Source organism: Amycolatopsis sp. lyj-109, assembly GCF_046548995.1.
Taxonomy (GTDB): Bacteria; Actinomycetota; Actinomycetes; order Mycobacteriales; family Pseudonocardiaceae; genus Amycolatopsis.
The window spans coordinates 206,956-229,056 of sequence record NZ_JAJPWR010000015.1; the positions used below are offsets into that span (position 1 = coordinate 206,956).

The window sequence follows — 22,101 nt, forward strand, 5'->3', positions numbered from 1 at the left end:
GTGCTGTTTCACGGCATGCCGAAGGTGAAGACTGCGTAATAGAGAGGCGCAGAAGGCCGACAAGATAAGACACTGTTACCGCAGGCTGAACGCCCGGGGGTGGAGCGGGTTTGCGGCCGACGGTTAGTTGAGGTGTACAACTACATGTCGGGGTGTGTCGGTCGCAGGATGGGAAGGGGACCCAACGTGTTCGGAATCGACAGCTACGTAGCCCTCGGTGACAGCTTCACCGAGGGCCTCAACGACGACCTGCCGGACGGCTCCTTCCGCGGCTGGGCCGACCGGCTGGCCGAGGTCCTGGCGGCCGGCCGCCAGGACTTCCGGTACGCCAACCTGGCCCTGCGGGGCAAGATGCTCGACGAGATCCTGGACGAGCAGCTGCCGATCGCCCTGGAACTGAAGCCCGACCTGGTCACGCTCTGCGCGGGCGGCAACGACATCATCGTGCCGGGAGCGGACGTCGACGCGGTCACCGAGCGCCTGGAGGAGGGCGTCGCGAAGCTGCGCGAGGCGGGCATCCCGGTGCTGATGTTCAACGGCCCGGACACGAAGGTCCTGTCGGTGATGTCGGTCCTGCGCGGCAAGGTGGCCATCTACAACACGAACCTGTGGGCGATCGCGGAGCGCCACGGAGCCCGCATGGTCGACCTGTGGACGATGGGCCCCCTGCACGACCGCCGAGCCTGGAGCGACGACCGGTTGCACTTCTCCCCGGAAGCCCACCACCGCATCGCCCTGAGGGCGGCGGAGGTCCTGGGCATTCCGCTGGAGACGGACTGGCGCGAGCCGTGGCCGCTGCAGGAGACGCCCAGCCGGTGGATCGACTCGCGGCGGTCGGATCTGACGTGGACGAAGGTGCACCTGCTGCCGTGGATCCGGCGGCAGCTGCGGGGCGAGTCGATGGGGGACGGGTTGTCGCCGAAGCGGCCGCAGCTGGCGCCGTTTGCGCCGTTGGACGTGCTCGAGGTGCCGGACCAGCCCCGGCAGCAGCAGGCGAGCTGAGGCCGCTGCTTTGGCTCGGTGAGCTTTCGGCTCCGTGAGCCTGCTACCTCGGCGCCCCTTCCGCCGTCAGGCACGCCGGCGACAGCCACCGGCGCCCCGGCAGGCGCGTCCGCTCCGCCTCGACTGGCCCCAACACCAAGCCGGGCCCGTTCGAGGCGTCAGCCCGGGTGAACCCCGACCACGGGTGTCTTGAATGACTCATTCAGGACCTCCGACGCCCTGAATGAGTCATTCAAGACACGGCGCGGGCCCATCTCGGCTTGAGCGCGGCCGCGAAGGCGGGACTTTGCGTGGGGCTGCGCCCCCCGGTCTCCAGCCTAGCGACCACTACCGACGGAAAGTGGCCGAACGATCACGATCCCCCGAGTTGTCCACATGTCGACTCGGCTGGGGACAACTTGTGGATCGCCACCCGGATTCAGCTCGCCAACCCGCCAGCCCCGGCTTACAGTCCCTTTATGCGTCAGCGCTGGATCCTCGTGGTCCCGGTTGCGGTGCTGGTCACAGCGCTGCTCGCGGGGGTCGCCACCTGGACTCAGTCCGGGAAACTCGAGCGTGACCTCACCGCGCGAGCCCAGGCGGCGCTCTTCCAGGCCGGCCTGCCCACCGGGGATGTCCGCTTCGACGGCCGGGACGCCACCCTCAGCGGCTTCCCGCCCGGCCAGGCGCTGAGAGCCCTCGAAGTCGTGCAGAGCGTCGACGGTGTCCGGGCCGCCCAGGTCGACGGCGATGTCACGCCCATGGCGCCGAGCACCGTCACGAGCCCTCCGTCGCCGGCACCCACCACGAGCCCGCCGCCGCCGCCGACCACCAGCACCACCGCTCCGCCTCCCACCGACAAGGCCGGCGTGCAGGCCGAGATCGATCGGATGCTCACCGAGGTGCCCATCGCCTTCGAGCCCGACACGGCGAAGCTCACCCCCGAAGGCGAGCAGGCCGCGCGCAGCGTCGCGATCGCTCTCGCCAAGGCGCCCGCCGGCTTCCGGTACCGCGTCACCGGGCACGTCGCGCGAGGACCGGGCAGTGAGAGCGCCGCCCTCAAGCTCTCCCGGGACCGCGCCCGGGCCGTCGCGCGGATCCTCACCACCAACGGGCTGGCGGCCAAGCGCGTGACCTACCGGGGGCTGGGCGACACCCGGCCCGCCACCGGTGGCGAAGAAGACCGGCGTGTCGAGATCACGGTCGTTTGAGGGGTGATGAGCTGATGTTCTGGCTGTTCGGGCAGATCTGGCTGTGGCTGATCGTCGCCTTCGCCTTCGGCGCGCTCACCTCGTGGCTCGTGCTGCGCGCCGCTCGACGTCCCAAGGCCGGGCCGGAACCCGGACCGGACGAAGACCTCGAAGAAGAGCCGCGGTACGAGCCGCCGCCACCGCTCTCGACGGAGCAGACGCAGTTCATCCCGGCCGCTTGGGCCCAGCACGCTCCCGATCGGCGATTGGCCGTACCCGACGACGAAGAAGAAGCCGAGCCCGTGGGCCACCGTGAAGGGCACTTGCCGCTGCCGCCGCAGCGCGGGGCGCAGGCCGAGGACTGGCCCACCGAAGAAGAGCCCGCCTGGCCGGAGGCCGAAGAGGCCCCGCAGTGGCCGCACCAGCCTGGGCGCGGTGGCTGACACCCATCCTGGTAAGTTCGGCTACGCACTGTGAGCGAGGGCTGAGGAGGGGGTGGAGTGGCGCTCCCCCATTGGACGCCGCAGCAGGTCCTGCCGCCGGGCCGGCACGCGGGTGATCTCGCCGACGTCTACGAACGCCTGGTGTTCGACGCCCCGCACCAGAACGACCGCGAGATCCTGTTCAGCGCGCTCAACAGCTACCTCGGCGTCGCCCGGCGGATCATCCCGTCCGGCCGCGCCTGGATCGGCGGCGAGCTCATCACCCGGACCGCCCACCCACCGCAGAGCCTCGACGTCGTCCTCATCCCCGACGAGTGGGGCGCGCTCAAGCGGCTCGACGACGCCGGCCGGTCCGCGCTCTACGGCCTGCTCACGCTGCGCGGCGTGATCGTCGGGCAGCCGGCGATGTACCTCGACCAGGTGCAGCCGGTCGGCGGCATGCTGGACGGCTTCCTGTGCCGGCCCGGCGACGAAGACGTGTGGGCCGAGGTCTGGGCCGAAGGCGGCAGGGGCTACCCGGAGATGATCTGGTGAGGAACGAGTTCCGGCGCATCGCCGACGAGATCCCCGGCGGCACGTGGCTCGACGACCTGGCCCGCGCCTCGGCGATGGCGGCCAACGCCAAGTTCGAGCGGACGTCCCGCGCACCGCTGCTGCACGTCTCGGTGATCGGCGAGCAGACCATCGACGCCTACACCTTCTCCGACATCAGCCGCGCCCTGCAGGACGCGACGGCGAAGATCGGGCACATCATCCGGAACCCGTCCGGCGAGGTCACCCAGGTCCAGCAGACCGACCGGGACAAGGCGCCGCTGATCCAGCGCGGCCAGGCGGGCAACGCGATCTTCTTCGGCTTCCCGGAGCCGCTGGCCGACGACGCCCTGATCGTCGACGGCATCGAGACGCTGTCCGAGCGCGCGGTCAAGGAACTGTGCGACTTCCTGCCGGCGAACGGCTCCGACGACGGCGCGCTCGACGCCGTGCTGCTGCAGCGCGACACCGTGCGCAACGCGGTGAGCGACATCGTCAACGCCGTCGCGAAGAACGCCGGCATCGGGATGGCGCTGACGCCGACCGCGGGCGAGCAGGTCACCCGCAGCATGACCACCGAGCAGGCGCGGATCCTGCAGGGCAGCCTCCGCGAGTCCCGCGAGGAGGTCGGCTACGAGACGGTCCGCGGCCGGCTCGACGGCGTCCGCACCCGGCGGCGCATCTTCTACCTCGACCGCGAGTCGGGCGGCACGATCCAGGGCGCGGTGGCGCCGGACCTGCTCGACGAGATCAAGGAGAACCTCGACCGCGAGTCGGGCGGCACGATCCAGGGCGCGGTGGCGCCGGACCTGCTCGACGAGATCAAGGAGAACCTCGACCGCCCGGTGACCGCCCGGTTGCGCGTCGTGCGCACGACGACGATCGACGGCCGTCGCGGCCGCCCCGTCTTCGAGCTCCTCGAAATCACCCCGGAAGTCAGCCTTTTCGACTGAGAAGTCCGTTATGCGACTTTCGTCTTGAACGCTGTACCGACGGTCGTCGTAGGCCTCACGGTGGTGCCAAGCTGCCCGTACGGTATTTACGATACCGGCTGCGAGGTCGCAAAAGGCCGCGTCGAACAGTGGGAACTCCGATATTCTTCCCATTGATCACCGGGCCACGCCATGCCCGCGATGTCAGGAAATATCGACACCTGGCCGCAAATGGTGGGACAATGACTTTTTCCAGAATGTAACAATTTCGTTCTGGGCCACACTTATGGGTTAACGTCGTCGCACTCCCACCCGAAGGGGTTCGCATGATGACCGACCCGCAGTACCCGCCGGCCACCGCGCGCCACGGCCGGCCCGCACCGCCGGTGACGGCCACGGAGCGTCGTCAAGCCAATGCGAGGCCCGCGCGGAACATCCTGGCGATCGTCGGCCTGCTGCTCGGCTTGGCCGCACTTGTCGTCACCTTCGTGCCGGACATCGAGTTCGTCGCGTGGCCGCTGGGCGGGATCGGGCTCGTCCTCGCGGTCACCGGGCTGGTCCAGGTCAAGAAGGGCACCGTGGGCGACCGCGGGGTGGCGATCACCGCCACCGGCGTCACGGCCGCCGCGCTGCTCACCACGGCCGGGATGCTGCTGTATTCGACCTTCTTCGACGGCGGCGAGGCCGGGCTGCACCTGCCCGCGGTCGCCGCCGACAAGCACTCCGTGACCTTCCAGGTCACCTCCGCCGGCGGCGCGACCGTGCGCTACGGCAGCCTCAACGACCAGCGCACCGAAATCGCGCCCGCCAGCACCGACGCCTGGCAGGGGCAGGCGTCCTACAACAATGGCTCCTACCTGCTGACGCTCACCGCGGACACCCGCAATGCGACGGTCACCAACGAAATCGGCTGCGCCATTCTCGTCGACGGCAAGAAGGTCGCGGAAAACAACGGTACGACGATCGCGCTCTGCACGGCGAACGTCGGCTGAGCGGGCGCGGCACCCCGCCTGGCGACCGGCCGGCCTACCCCCATCTCGGCCGGCCGGGCCGCCACGAGCCGCTCCTGGCGACTCCGGGCCCCGCGAGGAGTTTCCCGCGCGGAGCCTGGCACCGGCGTCTCCGCCTGCCCCTCCCCTAGGGCTCAGCCGGCACCGCCGAACCTACGCGGACAGCGCCCGCGCCCACTAAGAATCCACTAAGGATTCAGCGTACGGGCGGGGTTGTGACCCATTCGCAATGAAATTCCGACAACGGCGAAAGCGTCGAAAAGCCTTCACTGCAGATCGGCGAGTTCGGTGCGCACCTCACCGACGAGCTTCGGGTGCACGCGTTCGTAAATGCGCACCGACAACGCCAGTTGTTCACGCGCGCCGTCGATGTCGCCCCGGGCCCGCAGCACCCGGCCCAGGGTCAGCCGCAGCGTGCCTTCCCGCGCGACGAACTCGCGGCTGATCGCCAGGTCGATCGCCTCCCAGGCGTACCGCTCGGCCGCCTCGTGGTCCCCGGCCCGCAGGCTCAGCTCGGCCAGCTTGTCCAGCGAGCCGACGACCTGGTCGTCGTCGCCCAGCTCGCGATCGATCCGCAGGCCGGCGCGCTGGTGGGCGATCGCGTCGGCCAGCCGGCCCGCCCGCTTCTCCGCCTGCGCGCAGCTGCTGAGCGCCTGCCCGCGCAGGGTGACGTCGGGGGCGTTCGCGACGGCCTCGGCCAGCCGCTCGATGGCTTTCCCGTGTTCGCCGAGCCGGCTCAGCGCGCGCCCGAGGTGCAGGTCCACCGACGTCCGCAGCCGCTGGTCGGCCGACGCGGCGGACAGTTCCGCCGCCCGCTCGGCGTCGGCGAGCCCGAACCCCGGCAGCTCGAAGGCCAGCGCGATCTCGCACCGGGCCATGCGCAGCCAGCACTGCCCCGCGACGTCGCCCGCGGCTTCGGCGGCGGCGACGCCGAGGTCGGCCATCCGCGTCCATTCGTCCAGCAGCGGGCAGGCGACGCGGTAGGTGTGCGCCAGCCGGGCCAGCCGCCAGACGTCGTCGTGGCGGCCCGCGGCGTACGCGGCGTCGAGGACGGCCAGGAGGTTCGGCCACTCGGCCGCGAACCAGTCGTGCGCCTCGGCGAAGCCGGGGAGCGGCGGCATCGCGTCGTCGGCGAGCCAGGCGGAGAAATCGAGCGGGTCGGCGACCCGGCCGAGCCGGCGCCGCGCCCGGTCCGCCACCGCTTGGTAGTACCGGACCGTCCAGCCGAGCGCTTCGTCGCGCTCCTTGTCGCCGAGTTCCTGCTCCGCGAGCTCCCGCAGGTACAGCCACACGAGGTCGTGCGGCACGAAGACGTCGCGTTCGGTCTCGGCGATGAGGTTGTGCGCGGCCAGCGCGCGCAGCCGCCGCCGGGCCTCGGCCACCGGGATCTGCCCGACCGCGGCCAGCACGTGCGGCCCCGCCATCACCCCGGGCACCGCGCCCAGCTGCAGGAACGTCTCGGCGACTTCGCCGGGCAGCCCGCGGAACGAGACGTCGAACGCCGCGCGGACGCTGTCGTCGGCGCCGTCGACCTGCAGCCCGGCGAGCCGGGTGCGTTCGTTGCCGAGTTCGTCGACGAGCTCCTCCGCGGTCCGTTGCGTGCTCGCCGAGAGCCGCGCACCCGCGATCCGCAGCGCCAGCGGGAGGTAGCCGCAGAGCCGGGCGAGGGCGTGGTTGAGGCTCGCCGGGCCGGCGAGCTCCTCGATGAGCGCCACGGCGTCGTCGGGCGCGAGCGTGCCGAGCACGCGCTGCTTGGCCGCGTTCGACACGGCGAGCCCGTCGAGGCGCGAGCGGCTGGTGACCACCGTCATCGTCCGCGCGCTCGGCGGCAGCAGCGGGCGCACCTGCTCGGCGGTGCGGGCGTCGTCGAGCAGCACCAGCATCCGCCGTCCGGCGATCAGCGACCGGTAGAGCGCGACGCGTTCGTGCAGCAGCTCCGGGATCTTCGCGGTTTCGACGCCGAGGCCGAGCAGGAACTGGGTGAGCAGCTCGGCCGGCTCCAGCGGCGGGTGGTGCGGGTCGAAGCCGCGCAGCGACGCGAACAGCACGCCGTCCGGGAACCGCCGCGCGACCCGGTGCGCCCACCACACGACGAGCGTGCTCTTGCCGACGCCGGCGGTGCCGGTGACCACGGCGATCGTCGTCTGCCCGGCCTCGGCCCGGGTCACCAGGCCGTCGAGCCAGGCGAGCTCCTCGTCGCGCCCGGCCAGGCTCGGCACGGCCCCAGGCAGCTGCGAAGGCGCAGCGCCGCTTTCACGTGAAAGCGGCGCCCCCAGGTGGGAGCTTTCACGTGAAAGCGGCGGGAGGTCGTCGTTGAGGACGCGCTCGTGGAGCCAGCGCAGCTCGGCACCGGGCTCGACGCCGAGGGTGCGCAGCGTCGCGCGGGAGACGGTCCGGTACAGCTCGAGTGCGTCGCCGCGGCGGCCCGCGTGGTACAGCGCCCGCATCAGCTGCCCCGCGGTCCGCTCGGACCGCGGATCGGCCCGGACGATCGGGCTGAGCTCGACGATCAGCTCCGCGTGCCGGCCGAGTTCGAGGTCGGCGTCGACGCGGGCGCCGTGCACGGCAAGGCGGAGGTCCTCCAGTTCGGGCGCCCGCAGGGAGTCGGGCACCCCACCCAGCGCGGGGCCCTGCCACAGCGCGAGCGCCTCGGCGAGCAGCGCGGCGGCGACCTCCGGGGTGGCCACCGAGGCGCGGTCCAGCAGCGTGCGCGCCCGGTGGACGTCGATCCGGTCGGGCTCGACGTCCAGCCGGTAGCCCGGCGGGGTGGTGAGGATGCGCGGGCCGTCGAGGTCGCGCAGGACCCGCCGCAGGTGGGAAACGTTGCCGTGGACGATGGTCCGGGCGGTCGCCGGCGGGTCATGGCCCCACAGGGCGTCGATGATCTCGTCGACCCCGACGACCTTGCCGGGCTTCAGGGCCAGCAGCGCGAGCAGGCCACGGACCCCGGGTCCGCCGATCGGGACGGGTTCGCCGCCGTGGAAGAGCTGAACGGGCCCGAGCAGCTGGAGCCGGGTCTGGGCCATGCTCGCGCCCACCTCCCCGGGTCCACGGTGTCCCCCGGCGTCGCCCTCGCCGGAAAAATCAACCTACCGTGATCGCCGGTCGCCGAATACCGCCCCACCGGGCCGGGACCAGGACGTTTCGTGACACTCCGAATTCCGCAGCCGGGGTCCGGCGGGCCTCCGATTGCCGCGGACGTAACAGGACCCCGCACCACCGGTCCCGATCCGGTGGTGCGGGGTCACTGGCAAAACTTCCGGCCGGGCCGCCAGGGGCCGTCCGCCCGTCCGCCACCGTGGGCAACCGGGCGGGTGAGCTCACCCCGAGCGAAGTACCCGCCGCCGGCCGTCCGCGAAGACGTGTTGCGCGGGCCACACACCCACGCGGTGGCGACACGGTAACAAAGCGCACCGGATCAGTCACCGCCGGGTGGCGGCAGGTCTCTCAGCGCGTGATCGGCGTCGAGTTCCGGCCGGCGATGAACGTCGGCCGCGGCGCGCCGGCCGCGAACGGCTCCTGCAGGGCGTTTTCCACGCTGTTGAACACCAGGAAGATGTTCGAGCGCGGGTACGGCGTGATGTTGTTGCCGGAGCCGTGCATGATGTTCGAGTCGAACCACAGCGCCGAGCCCGCCTGGCCGGTGAACTGGTCGATGCCGTGCTCGGCCGCCATCCTGGTGATGTCGTCCTCGCCCGGCACGCCCACCCGCTGGCTCTTGAGCGAGCTCTTGTAGTTGTCGTCCGGCGTCTCCCCGGCGCACTGGACGAACGTCCGGTGCGAGCCCGGCATGATCATCAGCCCACCGTTGAACGGGTGGTTGTCGGTCAGCGCGATGGAGCAGCTGACCGCGCGCGGCGACGGCATGCCGTCCTCCGCGTGCCAGGTTTCGAAGTCCGAGTGCCAGTAGAACCCGGTGCCCTTGAAGCCGGGCATGTAGTTGACGCGGCTCTGGTGGATGTAGACCTCGGAGCCGAGCAGCTGCCGCGCCCGGTCCAGCACGCGCGGGTCGCGCACCAGCTCGGCGATCAGGCCCGAAATCTCGTGGACGTCGAAGATCGACCGGACCTCACCGGTCTTCGCCTCGGTGATCACGCGCTCGTCGCGGGCGAGCTCCGCGTCGGAGGACAGCCGCACCAGCTCCTGCCAGTACGTCTGGACCTCCCCGACGGAGAGCAGGTCTTCGACCACGGTGTAGCCCTTGGTCTCGTGGTTCGCCAGCGTGGCGGCGTCGATCGGGCCGTCGGCTTCGGTACCCCACACCGTGGGGTGCACGCGCGGCAGATGCGCCGGCGTACCGGTGATCCGGGTCGGGTAACCGTCGTCGACCCGGGTGTCCGTCAGCGTCACGGGCTTCGCCTCCTGTGTTCCTCTCCGGTTCCTACTCGGTGATCAGCGGGTACACGCCGTTTTCGTCGTGCACCTCGCGGCCGGTCACCGGCGGGTTGAACACACACACGCACTTGATCTCGGTCTTCGGCCGGACCTGGTGCTTGTCGTGGTCGTTGAGCAGGTAGAGCGTGCCGGGCTTGAGGTCGTACACCTGGCCGGTGGCCAGGTCCTCGATCTCGCCCTCGCCGGAGGTGATGAACACCGCCTCGATGTGGTTGGCGTACCAGAAGTCGTTGACCGTCCCCGCGTAGAGCGTGGTCTCGTGCACCGAGAAGCCGACGCCCTCCTTGGCGAGGATGATCCGCTTGCTGCGCCAGTTCTCCGACTTGATGTCGGCGTCGGTGTCGGTGATCTCGTCAAGTGTGCGGACGAGCACGGGCGAACTCCTTTACTTCTTCAGGACGGCTTTGACGGACTCGTCGATGATCGACAGGCCCTGGGTCAGCTCGTCGTCGGTCAGGGTCAGCGGCGGCAGCAGCTTCATGACTTCGCCGTCGGGGCCGGAGGTTTCCATCAGCAGGCCGCGGGCGAAGGCTTCGGCGCAGACGCGGCCGGCCAGGTCGCCGTTCGCGAACTCGAGGCCACGCGCGAGGCCGCGGCCCTTCGCGAGCAGGTTCGCCTCGGGGTAGGCCTCGACGAGGCCGCTGAACGCGGTCGCGATGCGCTCGCCCTTCGCCTTGGTCGACTTCTCGAGCTCGTCGTCGCTCCAGTAGACGTCGATCGCTTCCTTCGCGGTGACGAACGCCGGGCTGATCCCGCGGAAGGTGCCGTTGTGCTCACCCGGCTCCCAGACGTCGAGCTCCGGCTTGATGAGCGTCAGCGCCATCGGGAGGCCGTAGCCGCTGATGGACTTCGACAGGCAGACGATGTCCGGCGTGATCCCGGCGTCCTCGAAGCTGAAGAACGGGCCGGTGCGGCCGCAGCCCATCTGGACGTCGTCGAGGATCAGCAGGATGTTGTGCCGCTTGCAGAGGTCGTCGAGGCCCTTCAGCCACTCCAGGCGCGCGGCGTTGATGCCGCCCTCGCCCTGGACGCCTTCGACGATCACCGCGGCCGGCTCGTTGAGCCCGCTGCCGGAGTCCTTCAGGAGCTTCTCGAAGTAGAGGAAGTCCGGCATCGCGCCGTCGAAGTACTTGTCGTACGGCATCGGGGTGGCGTGCACCAGCGGGACGCCGGCGCCGCCGCGCTTCATCGAGTTGCCGGTGACCGACAACGCGCCCAGCGTCATGCCGTGGAAGGCGTTGGTGAAGTTGATGACCGATTCCTTGCCGGTCACCTTGCGCGCCAGCTTCAGCGCGGCCTCGACGGCGTTCGCGCCGCCCGGCCCGGGGAACACGACCTTGTAGCCGAGCCCGCGCGGGTCGAGGACCTTGTCGCGGAAGGTCTGCAGGAAGTCGCGCTTGGCCACGGTGTACATGTCGAGGGCGTGGGTGACGCCGTCGCGCTGGATGTAGTCGATCAGGGCCTGCTTCAGCTGCGGGTTGTTGTGCCCGTAGTTCAGCGCGCCGGCCCCGGCGAAGAAGTCCAGATAGGGCTTTCCGCTCTCGTCGTGGAGCCAGCTGCCTTGCGCGCGGTCGAACACGACCGGCCAGCCGCGGCTGTAGCTGCGTACTTCGGATTCGAGCTCTTCGAAGATGCTCATGACGTTTCTTTTCTCCTACTCGCCCGGATCTTTGCGTAGCGTGAGCGGACCGATGCGGTAAAGCTCTTCGGCCAGGTGCCCGGATTCGGGGAAATCCTCGCCGTCGAACAGCACACTGGTTTCCGTCGCGGCGTTCCACCGCTTCGCGAACGATGCGAACAGCCGGATGGACGCTTCGTTGTCCGGGGTGATGGTGGTCTCGAGGTAACGCACACCGTTGGCGACGAGTCTCGTGTACAGCGCGTCCAGCAGAGCTCCCGCCAGGCCTTTTCCGCGCTGGGACGCGTCGACCGCGACCTGCCAGACGAGCGCTGCCTCGGGCTCGTCCGGTCTGCGGTAGGCGATGACGAATCCGACTGCTTTGCCGTCCTCGCGCGCGAGGGCCGAGGACTCGGCGAAATCGCGGCACCACAGCATGTATGCGTACGGCGAGTTGAGATCCAGCTTGGCGGAATCGCGCGCGATTCGCCACAACTGCGCGCCGTCCGCCTTGGTCGGGGATTCGATCAAGTGCGTTACGGACATACTCAGGAAACGTAACAGAGAATTTTCCGCTTGCCAGCGACGCAGCTCACGACCCCCACGATGACCTGCGGGGACGCGATGTACCCGGTGAGCAGTCACACAAACCTGTTTGAAGTGGCCGCCACCTGGGCATACGGGCGCCCGGGGCGCGGACTCACGGCCCGTGACCTACCCGCACGATGAACCTTCCCGCCCGTGATCGCAAGGCGACGGGCCGAATTCGCTCAGCGCGGACTCGCCGCCGGGGTGCGCTCCAGGGTCTTCTTCTGGGACGCACGCCCGGCCACTTCGAGCACGACGGTCTTCGCTTCCCGGTTCCGGGCGCGGCGGTGGCCGAGCCGACGCCAGAGCGCACTCACCGGCGTCACGACCGCGGGCAGGATGAGCAGCCCGGAGACCACCAGCCACCAGACCGCGCCCTCACCGCGGCGCCAGCCGGCCACGACGGCACCCAGCCAGCCGAAGAACGGCCGGGCGAGCGGGGGCAAGAACGCGGCCAGCAGCAGCGCCGCCACGACCAGGGTCCCCAGCGCCGTGCACAGCCACCGCGCTTTGCGGCCCGTCGTGAGCAGCGCCGTCACCAGGTAGACGGCCGCGCCCGCGAGCACCGGGAGGCCGACCCACTGCAGGATCGCGCCGCCGTTGTTGCCGAGCACCAGCCCGGCCAGCAGCGCCAGCACGCCCGCGGCGAGCGAACCCGCCGTGCCGAGCCGGGACGCGCCCTGCGACACCCTCGCCGTGCTCCTCGCGACCGTCCGCAGCAGGCTCGCGACGGTCTGCGGCCAGCCGCCGGGCAGCCGGAACGCGACCGTCCCGGCGTTGACCGTGGCGGCACCGAGCGCGACGAGCGTCCGGGTCAGCCGCGCGGTGCCCTGCTCGCCGGCGATCTTCTCGGCCGAGACGCGGCAGGCCTGGAACTGCGCCTGCGCGGCGTCGACGTCGACGCGCGGCAGGTCCTCGGCCAGCGCCTTCTCGATGCCCGAACGGTCGTCGGCGTCGTAGCGCGCCGCGAGGGTGACGACCGGCAGCTCCTCCGCGGCGATTTCGGCCTGCCGCGCCCGCGCCAGCACCATGGCGGTCACCGGCAGGCTGACCGGGCGGTGGTCGCCGAACGCGACGGGCTCGAGGTCGGCGTCGAGGCCCAGGAACGCCAGCTCGGCCGTCAGCTGGTCACGCAGCTGCCCGGCCTCGGCCGGCGTGCACCGGTCGCGCTCGTCCGGCTTGCGCCAGGCGGGCTTGAGCGCGGCGACGAGCTCGTCGCGGAACCGCTCGGGCCCGACGAGGTCACGGAGCGTCTCGAGGCGGACGGGGTCGAGCAGGCACTGGACCAGCCAGCCCGCGCCGTCGACGCGGCCCCACATCCAGTCGCTGGCCCGCCACGACGCCTTGTAGAACGCGCCGAAGTAGCTTGCCTGCATCCCGGTCAGCTTGTCCCACGACCGCTGTCGCGTCATGTCCAGCAGCGTCCGCGAATCGGCGCTGACCTGCACGAGGTCGACCCGCTGGTCGACCGACGGCGCCTGCGCGAGCAGCCCGCGCGTGGCCACGTGCAGGGTGAGCAGCCGTGCCTGGACGACCTCGTCGCTGCCCGCGGCGTCCGGGCCGAGCGCCAGCCAGTTCAGCAGGGTCGTGACGGTGCCGGACTGCTCGGGCGCGGCGTCGGCCAGGGCGCGCAACGTCGGCGCCGCCGCCCGCAGGGCCGCGACGACCTTCGGCCACGCCTCGGCGACGGCGTCCGAGCGGCCCAGCCCGGCCCACTCCTCGGCGAGCTCGCGGATCCACACCTCGAGGGTGCTGCTCGCGCCGGGACCGAGGTGCGCGGCCACCCACTGCGCCAGCCGCACGCCGCGGCCGGCGGTCCGGCGCGCCGCGTGCAGCCGGGCGCGCGCATCGTTGAGGCTCGCTGCGCCGGTGGCGTCCGGCCGGAGCCGGAACCCCGCGTTGATCAGCTGCAGCCCGGTCGCGACGGCGTCGTCGAGCGCGGTCGTCCGGTAGCCGACCAGGTCCGGCACGGCCAGGCCGGCGGCGGGCGGCCCGGTGGGGACGCCGCTGCTCAGCCCGGTCACGGCGATCGTGCGCAGCTGCCGCGACATCCCGGACGCCCAGTCGCGGTCCGGCGTGTCGGCGTCGGACAGCGCGTACCGGCGGGCGGCGACCCGCACCAGCTCGGCGGCGTCCTCGGCGGTCCGCCGCTCCAGGTAGGCGGCGGCGATCCGGGCGTCGACCAGGCATTCGGGGCCGCCGCGCAGACCCAGCGCGGCCAGCGAGACACGGGTGTCCCGCGCGCGGAGCACGGCGTCGTTGTGGCGGGTCAGGTCGTCCAGCTCGGCGCTGATCGACTGGCTCATCACGGTGTTGACGACCTTGGCCATCGTGCTCGACAGCAGTGGCGGGTTCGCGGAATCGCACTCGACGGCATCGGTCACGCCTTCGCCGGTCGGCACGACGTAGAGCAGCAGCCGCCGGACGTCGGCGTGCGACGGCCGCTCGAAGATCTCGCGCAGCGCGGGCCGCAGGGGCTTGTTGAGCAGCACCCCGCCGTCGGTCAGCCAGTGCGAGCGGGTCAGCTCGGTGTACGGCGTCATGTCGGGGTGCAGCCGGTCGGTACCGCCGGTGCCGATCGGCATCCGCGACAGCTCGAACGCGCCGGGGAAGGACGCGGTGGAGCGGGCCGCCAGCGCGAGCGGCCCCTCCACCCCGATCGTCCACAGTGGACCACAGAACCGGAAGAGCATCCGGTGTTCGGTGTCCCGCACCAGGTTCCCGAGCGCGTCGTCGAACCGGGTGGTCTCCCCGTCGATCATCGTGCCGGTGAGCAACACGGTGATGTCGGGTTCATCGGCAGGCGGCGTCCCCTCCGCGGTGATCTGCCGCAGCGCCCGTTCGACGTCGCCGAGCAGCACGCGGTCCCCGTCCAGCACCGACCGCGGCTGCGCCTCCTTCGCGTCCCGGATCAGGTTCTCCAGCGAACCGGTGGTGATCCAGGTGTCCCGCAGCACCTGCGGCGACGAGTCGAAGGCCTCGGCCAGCCCGAGACAGGCGGCGTTGATCCCACCGGCGCTGGTCCCGGTGAGGACGTCGATCGAGACGCTCGCCCGCAGGAGGTCGAGCAGCTTGCGGTAGAGCCCGCCGCCGCCCTCGGTCCGCGACTCCCGCAGCAGCTGCGACGTCTCGGTGGCCACCCCGCCCATCCAGATGGCCAGGCTGGCGCCGCCGACCATGGTCATCGCGAGCCGGATTTCCTGCTGCCACGGTTCCGCGGTCCCGTCCATGGGAATCTCCCGGCGAATCGGTCTTCCTGACGCAGAGTAGAGGCGAAAGGTGACGACCGGGATACGTCCGGAGGTACGGCCGTTCGGGTGGACTTGTTCGCCCGCTCAGCCCCTCACGCGGTGACCACGACCTTGCCGAACTGGCCGTTCGCCTCGAGGTAGCGGTGCGCCCCGGCGATGTCGGCGAGGTCGAAGGTCCGGTCCACGCGCGGCCGGAACGTGCCCGCCCGCACCCCGGCGCGGATGAAGTGCTCCGCGCGGGCCAGCCGGGCCGGATCCAGGGTGAGGTCGAACGCGTTGAACAACCGCATGGTCGGCACGAACCACAGCGGGAACGGGGTTTCCTTCGTGTCGAGCGCCCCGTAGACGACGAGCGCCCCGCCCTTGGCCGTGGCCTGCGCCAGCTTGCGGACACCCTCGCCGGCGACGGCGTCGAAGACGAACTCCGCGCCCTTGCCGTCGGTGATTTCGAGCGTGCGCTCGGCGATGTCCTCGTCGTCGGTGACGATCACGTGCGCGGCACCCGCATCGAGGAGGCGCTGCTTCTTCGACGCGGTGCGCGTCGCGGCGATCGGGATCGCGCCGATGTGGTTGGCGACGTCGATCGTCGCGAGCCCGACGCTGCTCGAGGCCGCCGTGATCAGCACGAAGTCGCCGGGCCGGACGTGCCCTTCGTCGACGAGCGCGCCGTACGCGGTGAGGAAGGGCCCCCACAGCGCCACGGTTTCGGTGGCGTCGAGCCCTTCCGGGCGCCGGAGGACGGCGGACGCCGGGACGATCGCCGCCTCGCCGTAGACGCCGTAGTTCCGCATCGAGAAGCCCGCGATGGTGCTGACCGCGTCGCCGATCTCGAACCCCGCGACCCCGTCGCCGAGGGCTTCGACGATCCCGGAAGCGGAGTAGCCGAGCTTGGCGGGGAACTCGCCGGGACGTTCGAAGTAGAGCCCGGCGCGGAACATCGCCTCGGCCCGGTTGAGCCCGATCGCCTCGACCCGCAGCCGCAGCTCGCCGGCTCCCGGCTCGCCGAGGTCGACGTCCACGAGCTCCAGCACTTCCGGTCCGCCTTCGGCCGCGAACCGCACTGTCTTGGTCATCCTGGTTCCTTTCCCCGGTTGCCGGAATCGATCGTGCCCCGGTGGCGTTCCTGCTGGAAGACGGCACTTTCCTGGTACGACGGCACACGTCTGTTACGAACGAGGTCACGGCGATGGACAACGGCGAAGTTCCCGCGGCGGAGATGTGCTCCCTGCGCGAGGTGCTGGATCTGGTGGGCGACAAGTGGGCGATCCGGGTCCTGGTCCAGCTGGGTTCCGGACCCCGGCGGTTCAGCGAACTTGAGCGGGCACTCGCCGGCGTCTCCCGCCGGATGCTGTCGCTGACGCTCCGGGGGCTGGAGCGGAACGGCTTGGTGACGCGGAAGGTCTACCCGGAGGTCCCACCCCGGGTCGAGTACACGATGACCCCGCACGCGGCGGAGCTGGACGAGCCACTGCACGCGCTGTCGGCATGGGCGGCGAAGCACCGGGCGAAGGTCGCCGAGGCGCGGCGGACGTACGACTTCGCCTAAGCCGCCAGGTGCTCCAGTACCAGCACCTGGGCCTCACCGACCGCGAAGCCCAGCACCGCGCCCGTCGCGATCAGGATCCACTCGTCCTGCTCGAACGCCGGGCGCAGCAACCGCTCGAACTCCTTCGGCGACAGCTGCTTCATCTTCGACACCAGCACGTTGCGGATGTCCATCGCGTCGGTCGCGTAGTCCTCGATGTAGCGCATCGTCTCCGGCAGGCGCGACATGATCTGGGACGAGATCGCCAGCTTCATGTCCTGGTACTTGCGGCTGCCGACGGCGAACACCAGCAGCGGCTTCGCGACGCTGCCCAGCTCCCGGTCGAGCTGACGCTGGATCAACGCCAGCACCCGGTCCGACAGCGGGCCGTTCAGGATCGCCTCGATGACGTTGTGCGGGGTGATGATCTCCTTCGCGATCAACGACCCGTACGCCTCCGCGACCTCCGCGCGCCGTTTCAGGAACAGGCCCTGCCACCGGACGCCGAAATAGCGGCGTGGCTCGATCGGGTAGAAGATCATCCGCAGGGCCAGCCAGTCCGTGAACCAGCCGGTGAACAGGCCGAAGACCGGCATGATCGGCGGGAACTTGAACAGCATCCACGCCACCATCTGGACGACGCCGATCGCGCCGCCGAACACCAGGCCGGACCGGGCGATGAACTTGAACTCCTTGGCTCCCGCTTCCTGGAAGATCCGGTTCAGCAGGCGCTTGTCCTTGACCAGGCTGGTGACCACCATGCCCTTGAGGTCGAACACGCTGTCCACATCGGACTTGATCAGGTCGAGCACGGCCGCGACCATCCGCGGTGACTCGTGCTGGACGCGCTCGATCACCAGCCGCTGCACCCGCACCGGCAAGGACTCCCACAGCCCCGGCTGGTAGTGCCCCGCCACCCCGCGGACGATGTCCTCGACGCCCGCGAGCAGCGGTTTCTCGATCTCCTTCGCGATCCGCCCGGCGTCCAGCCGCGCGACGATCTCGGCCGGCTTGATCAGCTGCTCGGTCATCGTGTCGCAGGCGATGCTCGCCATCCGCGCGGCGCGCTTCGGGACGATGCCCTGCCAGCCCAGGAACGGCCTGACGCCGATGAACTCCACCGGCTGGAACATCATCCGGATCGCGACGAGCTTCGTGCCGTAGCCGATCAGTGCCGCGACGATCGGGATCGAGACGTAGAGGGGCCAGTGCTGGGCGAAGTCGGCGACGATGCCGGCGAAAAAGGGCCCCATCCCGCTAACCCAAGCTCGGGTCGCAGGCCTGCCAGAACTGCGCGCCCAGGCGCGAGACGTGGATCGTCCGCCGGACGAACTTCGCGCGCCGGACGTGCTTCTCCGCCTCGCGCACCGTCTCGTCGGTCAGCAGGATCTCGTACTGCGTCTCCAGCGACGGCACCTCTTCGTCGAGGTCGATCAGGCCGAGCCCGATCAGCCGGGTGACGTACCCGGGCACCTGGTCGGGCAGCGACACCCCGGCCGCCTTGCCGACCGTCGAGGCGTTGCGCAGCACGACCCGGCCGTTGCCGCCGAGGCCGGTCCGCTCGACGACGTCGATGGCGGGGTACGGCGAGCCGTCGGACAGCGCGGACAGGATCCGGGCCTCGTCCGGGGTCAGCTGGCGCAGGATGATCGCGTAGAAGTACTCGCGGGCGCGCTCGCGGCCGAAGCCGATGGAGTGGTTGAGCAGCTCGGCCATCGCCGCGCGCAGCGGCTCGGCGTGGTTGTCGCGCACCGGCACGAGGGTGACGGTGGCTTCGCGGGGTACCGTCGCACGGTTCATCGCCGACGCCGCGGTGAGCGCCGCGTGGTACGGGTCGTCGACCTCGTCCAGCCGGCGGCGCAGCTCGGTCAGCAGCTGGCGCTCCACCTGCCGGACGCCGCGTTCGGCGGTCTCCACGCCGGGGAGCTTGCGGCCGATCGCGAAGCCGGTGCGCGTGGCCCAGCCCGCCAGCTGACCGGCGCGGCGGGCCAGCTCGGCCACGTCGTCGGCGGCACCCCGGCCGTTCGGTCGCTCTGCGTTCACCAGTGGACTCCCCTCTGCTTACGCGAGTGATGCTACCTGCGGGTAGGCCGAATGGAGGTGTTTGGATGCCCACATGAGTCCGACGCGCTGGGGCCCGCCGATCGACGTCCTCCCGTACTTCTCCAAAGAGGAACAGGCGCTGATGACGTTGCTCGGCGCCCTGACCGAGGAGGACTGGACACGGCCCACCATGTGCGCGGGCTGGACGGTCAAGGACGTCGCCGCCCACCTGCTGGGTGACAAGGTCGGCCGGCTGTCCCGCGGCCGTGACGGGCACGCGTCCGAAGGCCCCCGTCCGGGTGAGGCGTTCCCGCGGTTCATCGACCGGATCAACGAGGAGTGGGTCGTCGCGTGCCGCCGGCTCTCGACGGACGTCCTGCTCACGATGATGTACGAGTTCATGGGCCAGACGACCGAGTACTGGGCGAAGCTGGACCTCGACGTCCTCGGCGGGCCGGTGAGCTGGGCCGGCGACGAACCCGCGCCGCGCTGGCTGGACGCGGCCCGCGACTATTCGGAGTTCTGGGTCCACCACGTGCAGATCCGCGAGGCCCTGGAACACACGCCCCTGGAAGCCGAATACGCCGAGCCGATCGCGGACACGTTCCTGCGGGCGCTGCCGCACACCCTGCGTGACGTCGACGCCCGCGTCGGCAAGCAGGTCGGCTACACGGTGACCGGCCAGGGCAAGTGGTACGCGCGCCGCGAGCGTGACGGCTGGGTCCTGAACCGCGGCGCCCCGCCGTCACGCACGCCGCTGGCCACGGTGACGACGGACCTGGACACGTTCTGGCGGCTCTGCACCCGCAACACCGCAGACCTCGACCGCGTTCGCACATCCGGCGACGAAAACGTTTGCGCGCTGCTGCTGGGAATGACCTCGATCATCGTCTGAGCGTCGCTTTCACGTGAAAGCTCCCACCTGGGGGCGTAGCTTTCACGTGAAAGCGACGCCTCAGCGGCGGCGGGCCTGCTTGCGCAGCTGCAGGATCCGGGCCCCGCCGATCAGCGCGACCAGCGCCGCGCCGCCGATCGCCGAGAACAGCATGGCGATGGCCAGCGGCAGGCTGCCTTCGGCGCCGAAGAAGTGCACCGTCGCCGGGTCGAGGTTCTGCAGGATGAAGATCAGCAGCACGACCAGCACCAGCAGGCCGGCGATGACCGCGACCCAGGTGCCGCTGATCCGCGTCGGCCGGGCCTTGCCCGCGGGTTTGGTCGTGGGTTTGGCCGGCGCCGGCCGCACCGGCGTCACTTCTTCCGCGCCCGGCCGGACGTCGCCGGCGCGCAGCTCGGCGGGTTCCAGGGCGCCTTCGGGCAGATCGTGGTGGGTGGGACCGGTGGGGCGGTCGGCCGCGCCCCCGCGCGCGTGCGTCATGTGCTCAGTGTCCGTCCGGCGCGCGCGGAGCGCCGCCTCAAACCCCCTAACGGGCGAAGCCGTCGACCTCCCGCAGGACGCGCAGCGTGTTCCTCCCGGCCAGTTTCGCGCAGTCGTCCTCACTCCACCCGCGCTCGAGCAGCGCCGCGAACAGCACCGGGTACTTGGACGTGTCCTCCAGCCCCTCCGGCAGCGAGCCGACGCCGTCGTAGTCGCCGCCGAGGCCGATGTGGTCGATGCCGGCGACCTCGCGGGCGTGCTCGACGTGCGCGACGACGTCCTCCACGGTCGCCGTCGGCTTGGGCGGGCCGTCCCACTCCTGGACGAACTTCCCGCGCAGCGCCAGGTTCCGGTACTCCAGCCCGGCTTCGGTCATCGCGGTCTCGAGCTGTTCGTTCCAGGCCGCGACCTTCGGCGAGACGAACGCGGGCACGAAGGTGATCATCGCGACGCCGCCGTTGCCGGGCAGCATGGCCAGGACGTCGTCGGGGATGTTGCGGGGGTGGTCGTTCACCGCGATGCAGGAGGAGTGACTGAAGATCACCGGCACCGAGCTGACCTCGATCGCCGTCCGCATCGTCGACGGCGCGACGTGCGACAGGTCGACCATCATCCCGATCTTGTTCATCTCGCGCACGATGTCGCGGCCGAACTCGGTGAGGCCGCCGTGGGCCGGCTCGTCGGTGCCCGCGTCGGCCCAGGTGGTGTTGAAGTTGTGCGTCAGCGTCATGTAGCGGACGCCGAGGCGGCGCAGGATCCGCAGCACGCCGATCGACTCGGCGATGCTGTGCCCGCCCTCGGCACCGAGCAGCGACGCGATCCGGCCGTCGGCGAACGCGGCCTCGGCCTCGTCCGCGGTGGTGACGAGGCGGAGCCGGTCGGGGTAGCGCTCGACCAGCTGGTGGACGACCTCCACCTGCTCCAGGACCGCGGTCACGGCACTGTGGCCTTCGAACTCACAGGGCACGTACACCGACCAGAACTGCATGCCGAGCTTCCCGTCGGCGAGCTTCGGGAAGTCGGTGTGCAGCGCGGGCTGCCGCACGGTCAGGTCGAGGGACGCGGCCGCCTCGACCGGGTTCGGGCCACCGTGCTGCCGCAGCTCCCACGGCAGGTCGTTGTGCCCGTCGGCGAGGATGACGGCGTCCAGCAGTTTCGTAGCACGCTGTAGTGCCTCGTTAGTCATCGGCCGATCGTAGGGACGTCCGGTATACGGTTCGTACAAACGCGCTGACATCTTCCCTGGAAGAAATAATCCGGCGAGGTGTTGCGGTAAAGTACGGGCCGTGGACACCGACGACGACGAGATCGTCACCTGGTGGGGCCTGGTCATCGAGGGCTACCTGGCCACCCAGGACAAACTGATGGGCGAGATCGCCGACCGTTTCGGGCTCGCGCCCGCGTCGTTCGACATCCTGCTGCGCCTGGTGCGCTCACCCGAGCACCGGATGCCGATGACCCGCCTGGCCACCGAGGCGGCGCTGTCCAGCGGCGGGTTCACGAAGGTCGCGGACCGCCTGGTGGCGGCCGACCTGATCTGCCGGATCCCCAGCCCCGACGACCGCCGCGTCACGTTCGCGTCGCTGACCGACCACGGCCTCGACGTGGCGAACAAGGCCCGCGCGGCGGCGGCGGACATCCTGCGCCGGATCGTGCTGACCCCGCTCGGCGAGGACGCCCCGGCACTCGCCGAAGCGATGCGGACACTGCGCGCGTTCAACGACGGCCGGTGAAAAATTCGAGGTCACGTCCGGTGCGTGTGACGGCGCACCATGAGAGCCATGCTGACCGAATCGACCATCACGACGATGCTTCCGGTGACCGACAGTGAACGCGCCGGCCACTTCTACGCGGACTCCCTCGGCCTGAAGCAGACCGGCCAGGGCGAGGACGGCACCCTCTACTTCTCGGCGGCCGGTGGCGCCATCGGTCTCCGGCCGATGCCGGCCGGCTCGCAGAGCGAGAACACGGCACTGAGCTTCGAAGTCGGCGACCTGCCCACCGAAGTCAAAACCCTGGAGGACCGCGGCGTGCGGTTCCAGGACTTCGAGATGGAAGGCCTGAAGACGGTCGACCACATCGCCCAGCTGGGCAACGAGCGGGCGGCCTGGTTCACCGATTCCGAAGGCAACGTCCTCTGCCTGCACGAGGTCCTCGGCTGACGCCGTCGTGAGTGGTAATTAGGGTTCTAACCCGAATTACCACTCACGACCGTTAGG

Annotated in this window: 21 protein-coding genes; 10 read left to right on the forward strand and 11 right to left on the reverse strand. The window is 70.6% G+C overall.

The features are described from left to right. Positions 1–186: 186 nt before the first annotated feature. The 6 genes from ACLJQF_RS30995 to ACLJQF_RS31020 all read left to right on the forward strand — a co-directional run bounded on the left by ACLJQF_RS30995 (position 187) and on the right by ACLJQF_RS31020 (position 5,069). Complete coding sequence (locus ACLJQF_RS30995) at positions 187–1,002, forward strand: SGNH/GDSL hydrolase family protein (RefSeq protein ID WP_410613864.1); 816 nt, start codon at positions 187–189, stop codon at positions 1,000–1,002. A 458-nt stretch (positions 1,003–1,460) separates the two neighbouring features. Then, entirely contained in the window at positions 1,461–2,192 is a 732-nt protein-coding gene (locus tag ACLJQF_RS31000; protein ID WP_410613865.1) for an OmpA family protein, read from the forward strand. A 14-nt stretch (positions 2,193–2,206) separates the two neighbouring features. Next, positions 2,207–2,614, forward strand: coding sequence for a hypothetical protein (locus tag ACLJQF_RS31005; protein WP_410613866.1), 408 nt, complete (start codon positions 2,207–2,209; stop codon positions 2,612–2,614). A gap of 57 nt (positions 2,615–2,671) precedes the next feature. Continuing rightward, positions 2,672–3,148 (forward strand): DUF6932 family protein, encoded by a 477-nt coding sequence (locus ACLJQF_RS31010; RefSeq protein WP_410613867.1) that lies wholly within the window; start codon positions 2,672–2,674, stop codon positions 3,146–3,148. Then, entirely contained in the window at positions 3,145–4,098 is a 954-nt protein-coding gene (locus ACLJQF_RS31015) for a hypothetical protein (RefSeq protein ID WP_410613868.1), read from the forward strand. Before ACLJQF_RS31010 ends, ACLJQF_RS31015 begins: the two co-directional genes overlap by 4 nt. Positions 4,099–4,403: 305 nt before the next feature. Next, positions 4,404–5,069: a DUF4190 domain-containing protein gene (locus ACLJQF_RS31020; RefSeq protein WP_410613869.1), complete on the forward strand. Its 666-nt coding sequence runs from the start codon at positions 4,404–4,406 to the stop codon at positions 5,067–5,069. A 284-nt stretch (positions 5,070–5,353) separates the two neighbouring features. Here ACLJQF_RS31020 and ACLJQF_RS31025 read toward each other — a convergent pair whose 3' ends face one another. From ACLJQF_RS31025 to ACLJQF_RS31055, 7 genes are all read right to left on the reverse strand, one after another. After that, the gene (locus ACLJQF_RS31025) at positions 5,354–8,113 is read right to left on the reverse strand and encodes a BTAD domain-containing putative transcriptional regulator (RefSeq protein ID WP_410613870.1); all 2,760 of its coding nucleotides are present in this window, start codon (positions 8,111–8,113) and stop codon (positions 5,354–5,356) included. Between the two features lie 421 nt (positions 8,114–8,534). Then, positions 8,535–9,437: an ectoine hydroxylase gene (gene thpD, locus ACLJQF_RS31030; protein WP_410613871.1), complete on the reverse strand. Its 903-nt coding sequence runs from the start codon at positions 9,435–9,437 to the stop codon at positions 8,535–8,537. Between the two features lie 31 nt (positions 9,438–9,468). Beyond that, the gene (locus ACLJQF_RS31035; protein WP_410613872.1) at positions 9,469–9,855 is read right to left on the reverse strand and encodes an ectoine synthase; all 387 of its coding nucleotides are present in this window, start codon (positions 9,853–9,855) and stop codon (positions 9,469–9,471) included. A gap of 12 nt (positions 9,856–9,867) precedes the next feature. After that, positions 9,868–11,121 (reverse strand): diaminobutyrate--2-oxoglutarate transaminase, encoded by a 1,254-nt coding sequence (gene ectB, locus ACLJQF_RS31040; RefSeq protein ID WP_410613873.1) that lies wholly within the window; start codon positions 11,119–11,121, stop codon positions 9,868–9,870. Between the two features lie 15 nt (positions 11,122–11,136). Then, on the reverse strand, positions 11,137–11,691 hold the full coding sequence (gene ectA / locus ACLJQF_RS31045) for a diaminobutyrate acetyltransferase (protein WP_410613929.1): 555 nt from the start codon (positions 11,689–11,691) through the stop codon (positions 11,137–11,139). 179 nt (positions 11,692–11,870) lie between these two features. Next, positions 11,871–14,918 carry a patatin-like protein gene (locus ACLJQF_RS31050; RefSeq protein ID WP_410613874.1) on the reverse strand — a complete coding sequence of 1,016 codons (3,048 nt, stop codon included), beginning with the start codon at positions 14,916–14,918 and terminating at the stop codon, positions 11,871–11,873. A gap of 113 nt (positions 14,919–15,031) precedes the next feature. Continuing rightward, positions 15,032–16,012 carry a zinc-dependent alcohol dehydrogenase family protein gene (locus tag ACLJQF_RS31055; protein ID WP_410613875.1) on the reverse strand — a complete coding sequence of 327 codons (981 nt, stop codon included), beginning with the start codon at positions 16,010–16,012 and terminating at the stop codon, positions 15,032–15,034. 113 nt (positions 16,013–16,125) lie between these two features. Here ACLJQF_RS31055 and ACLJQF_RS31060 point away from each other — a divergent pair, with 113 nt between their 5' ends. Further along, complete coding sequence (locus ACLJQF_RS31060) at positions 16,126–16,485, forward strand: winged helix-turn-helix transcriptional regulator (protein WP_410613930.1); 360 nt, start codon at positions 16,126–16,128, stop codon at positions 16,483–16,485. Here the strand turns inward: ACLJQF_RS31060 and ACLJQF_RS31065 are convergent. Then, the gene (locus ACLJQF_RS31065; protein ID WP_410613876.1) at positions 16,482–17,717 is read right to left on the reverse strand and encodes a DUF445 domain-containing protein; all 1,236 of its coding nucleotides are present in this window, start codon (positions 17,715–17,717) and stop codon (positions 16,482–16,484) included. The two genes, ACLJQF_RS31060 and ACLJQF_RS31065, sit on opposite strands and share 4 nt — an antisense overlap. Positions 17,718–17,721: 4 nt before the next feature. Beyond that, the gene (locus tag ACLJQF_RS31070; protein WP_410613877.1) at positions 17,722–18,507 is read right to left on the reverse strand and encodes an Abi-alpha family protein; all 786 of its coding nucleotides are present in this window, start codon (positions 18,505–18,507) and stop codon (positions 17,722–17,724) included. A gap of 73 nt (positions 18,508–18,580) precedes the next feature. Between ACLJQF_RS31070 and ACLJQF_RS31075 the strand changes: the two genes are divergently transcribed. Beyond that, a complete protein-coding gene (locus ACLJQF_RS31075) occupies positions 18,581–19,402 on the forward strand; it encodes a maleylpyruvate isomerase family mycothiol-dependent enzyme (protein WP_410613878.1) in 822 nt (273 codons plus the stop codon). Between the two features lie 60 nt (positions 19,403–19,462). Here ACLJQF_RS31075 and ACLJQF_RS31080 read toward each other — a convergent pair whose 3' ends face one another. Together ACLJQF_RS31080 and ACLJQF_RS31085 are read right to left on the reverse strand one after the other, a co-directional pair. Further along, positions 19,463–19,882, reverse strand: coding sequence for a lipopolysaccharide assembly LapA domain-containing protein (locus tag ACLJQF_RS31080; RefSeq protein WP_410613879.1), 420 nt, complete (start codon positions 19,880–19,882; stop codon positions 19,463–19,465). A gap of 46 nt (positions 19,883–19,928) precedes the next feature. Continuing rightward, a complete protein-coding gene (locus tag ACLJQF_RS31085; RefSeq protein ID WP_410613880.1) occupies positions 19,929–21,068 on the reverse strand; it encodes a dipeptidase in 1,140 nt (379 codons plus the stop codon). A 100-nt stretch (positions 21,069–21,168) separates the two neighbouring features. Between ACLJQF_RS31085 and ACLJQF_RS31090 the strand changes: the two genes are divergently transcribed. Next, positions 21,169–21,615 (forward strand): MarR family winged helix-turn-helix transcriptional regulator, encoded by a 447-nt coding sequence (locus tag ACLJQF_RS31090; RefSeq protein WP_410613881.1) that lies wholly within the window; start codon positions 21,169–21,171, stop codon positions 21,613–21,615. A gap of 48 nt (positions 21,616–21,663) precedes the next feature. Continuing rightward, on the forward strand, positions 21,664–22,044 hold the full coding sequence (locus ACLJQF_RS31095; protein WP_410613882.1) for a VOC family protein: 381 nt from the start codon (positions 21,664–21,666) through the stop codon (positions 22,042–22,044). Positions 22,045–22,101: the final 57 nt, after the last annotated feature.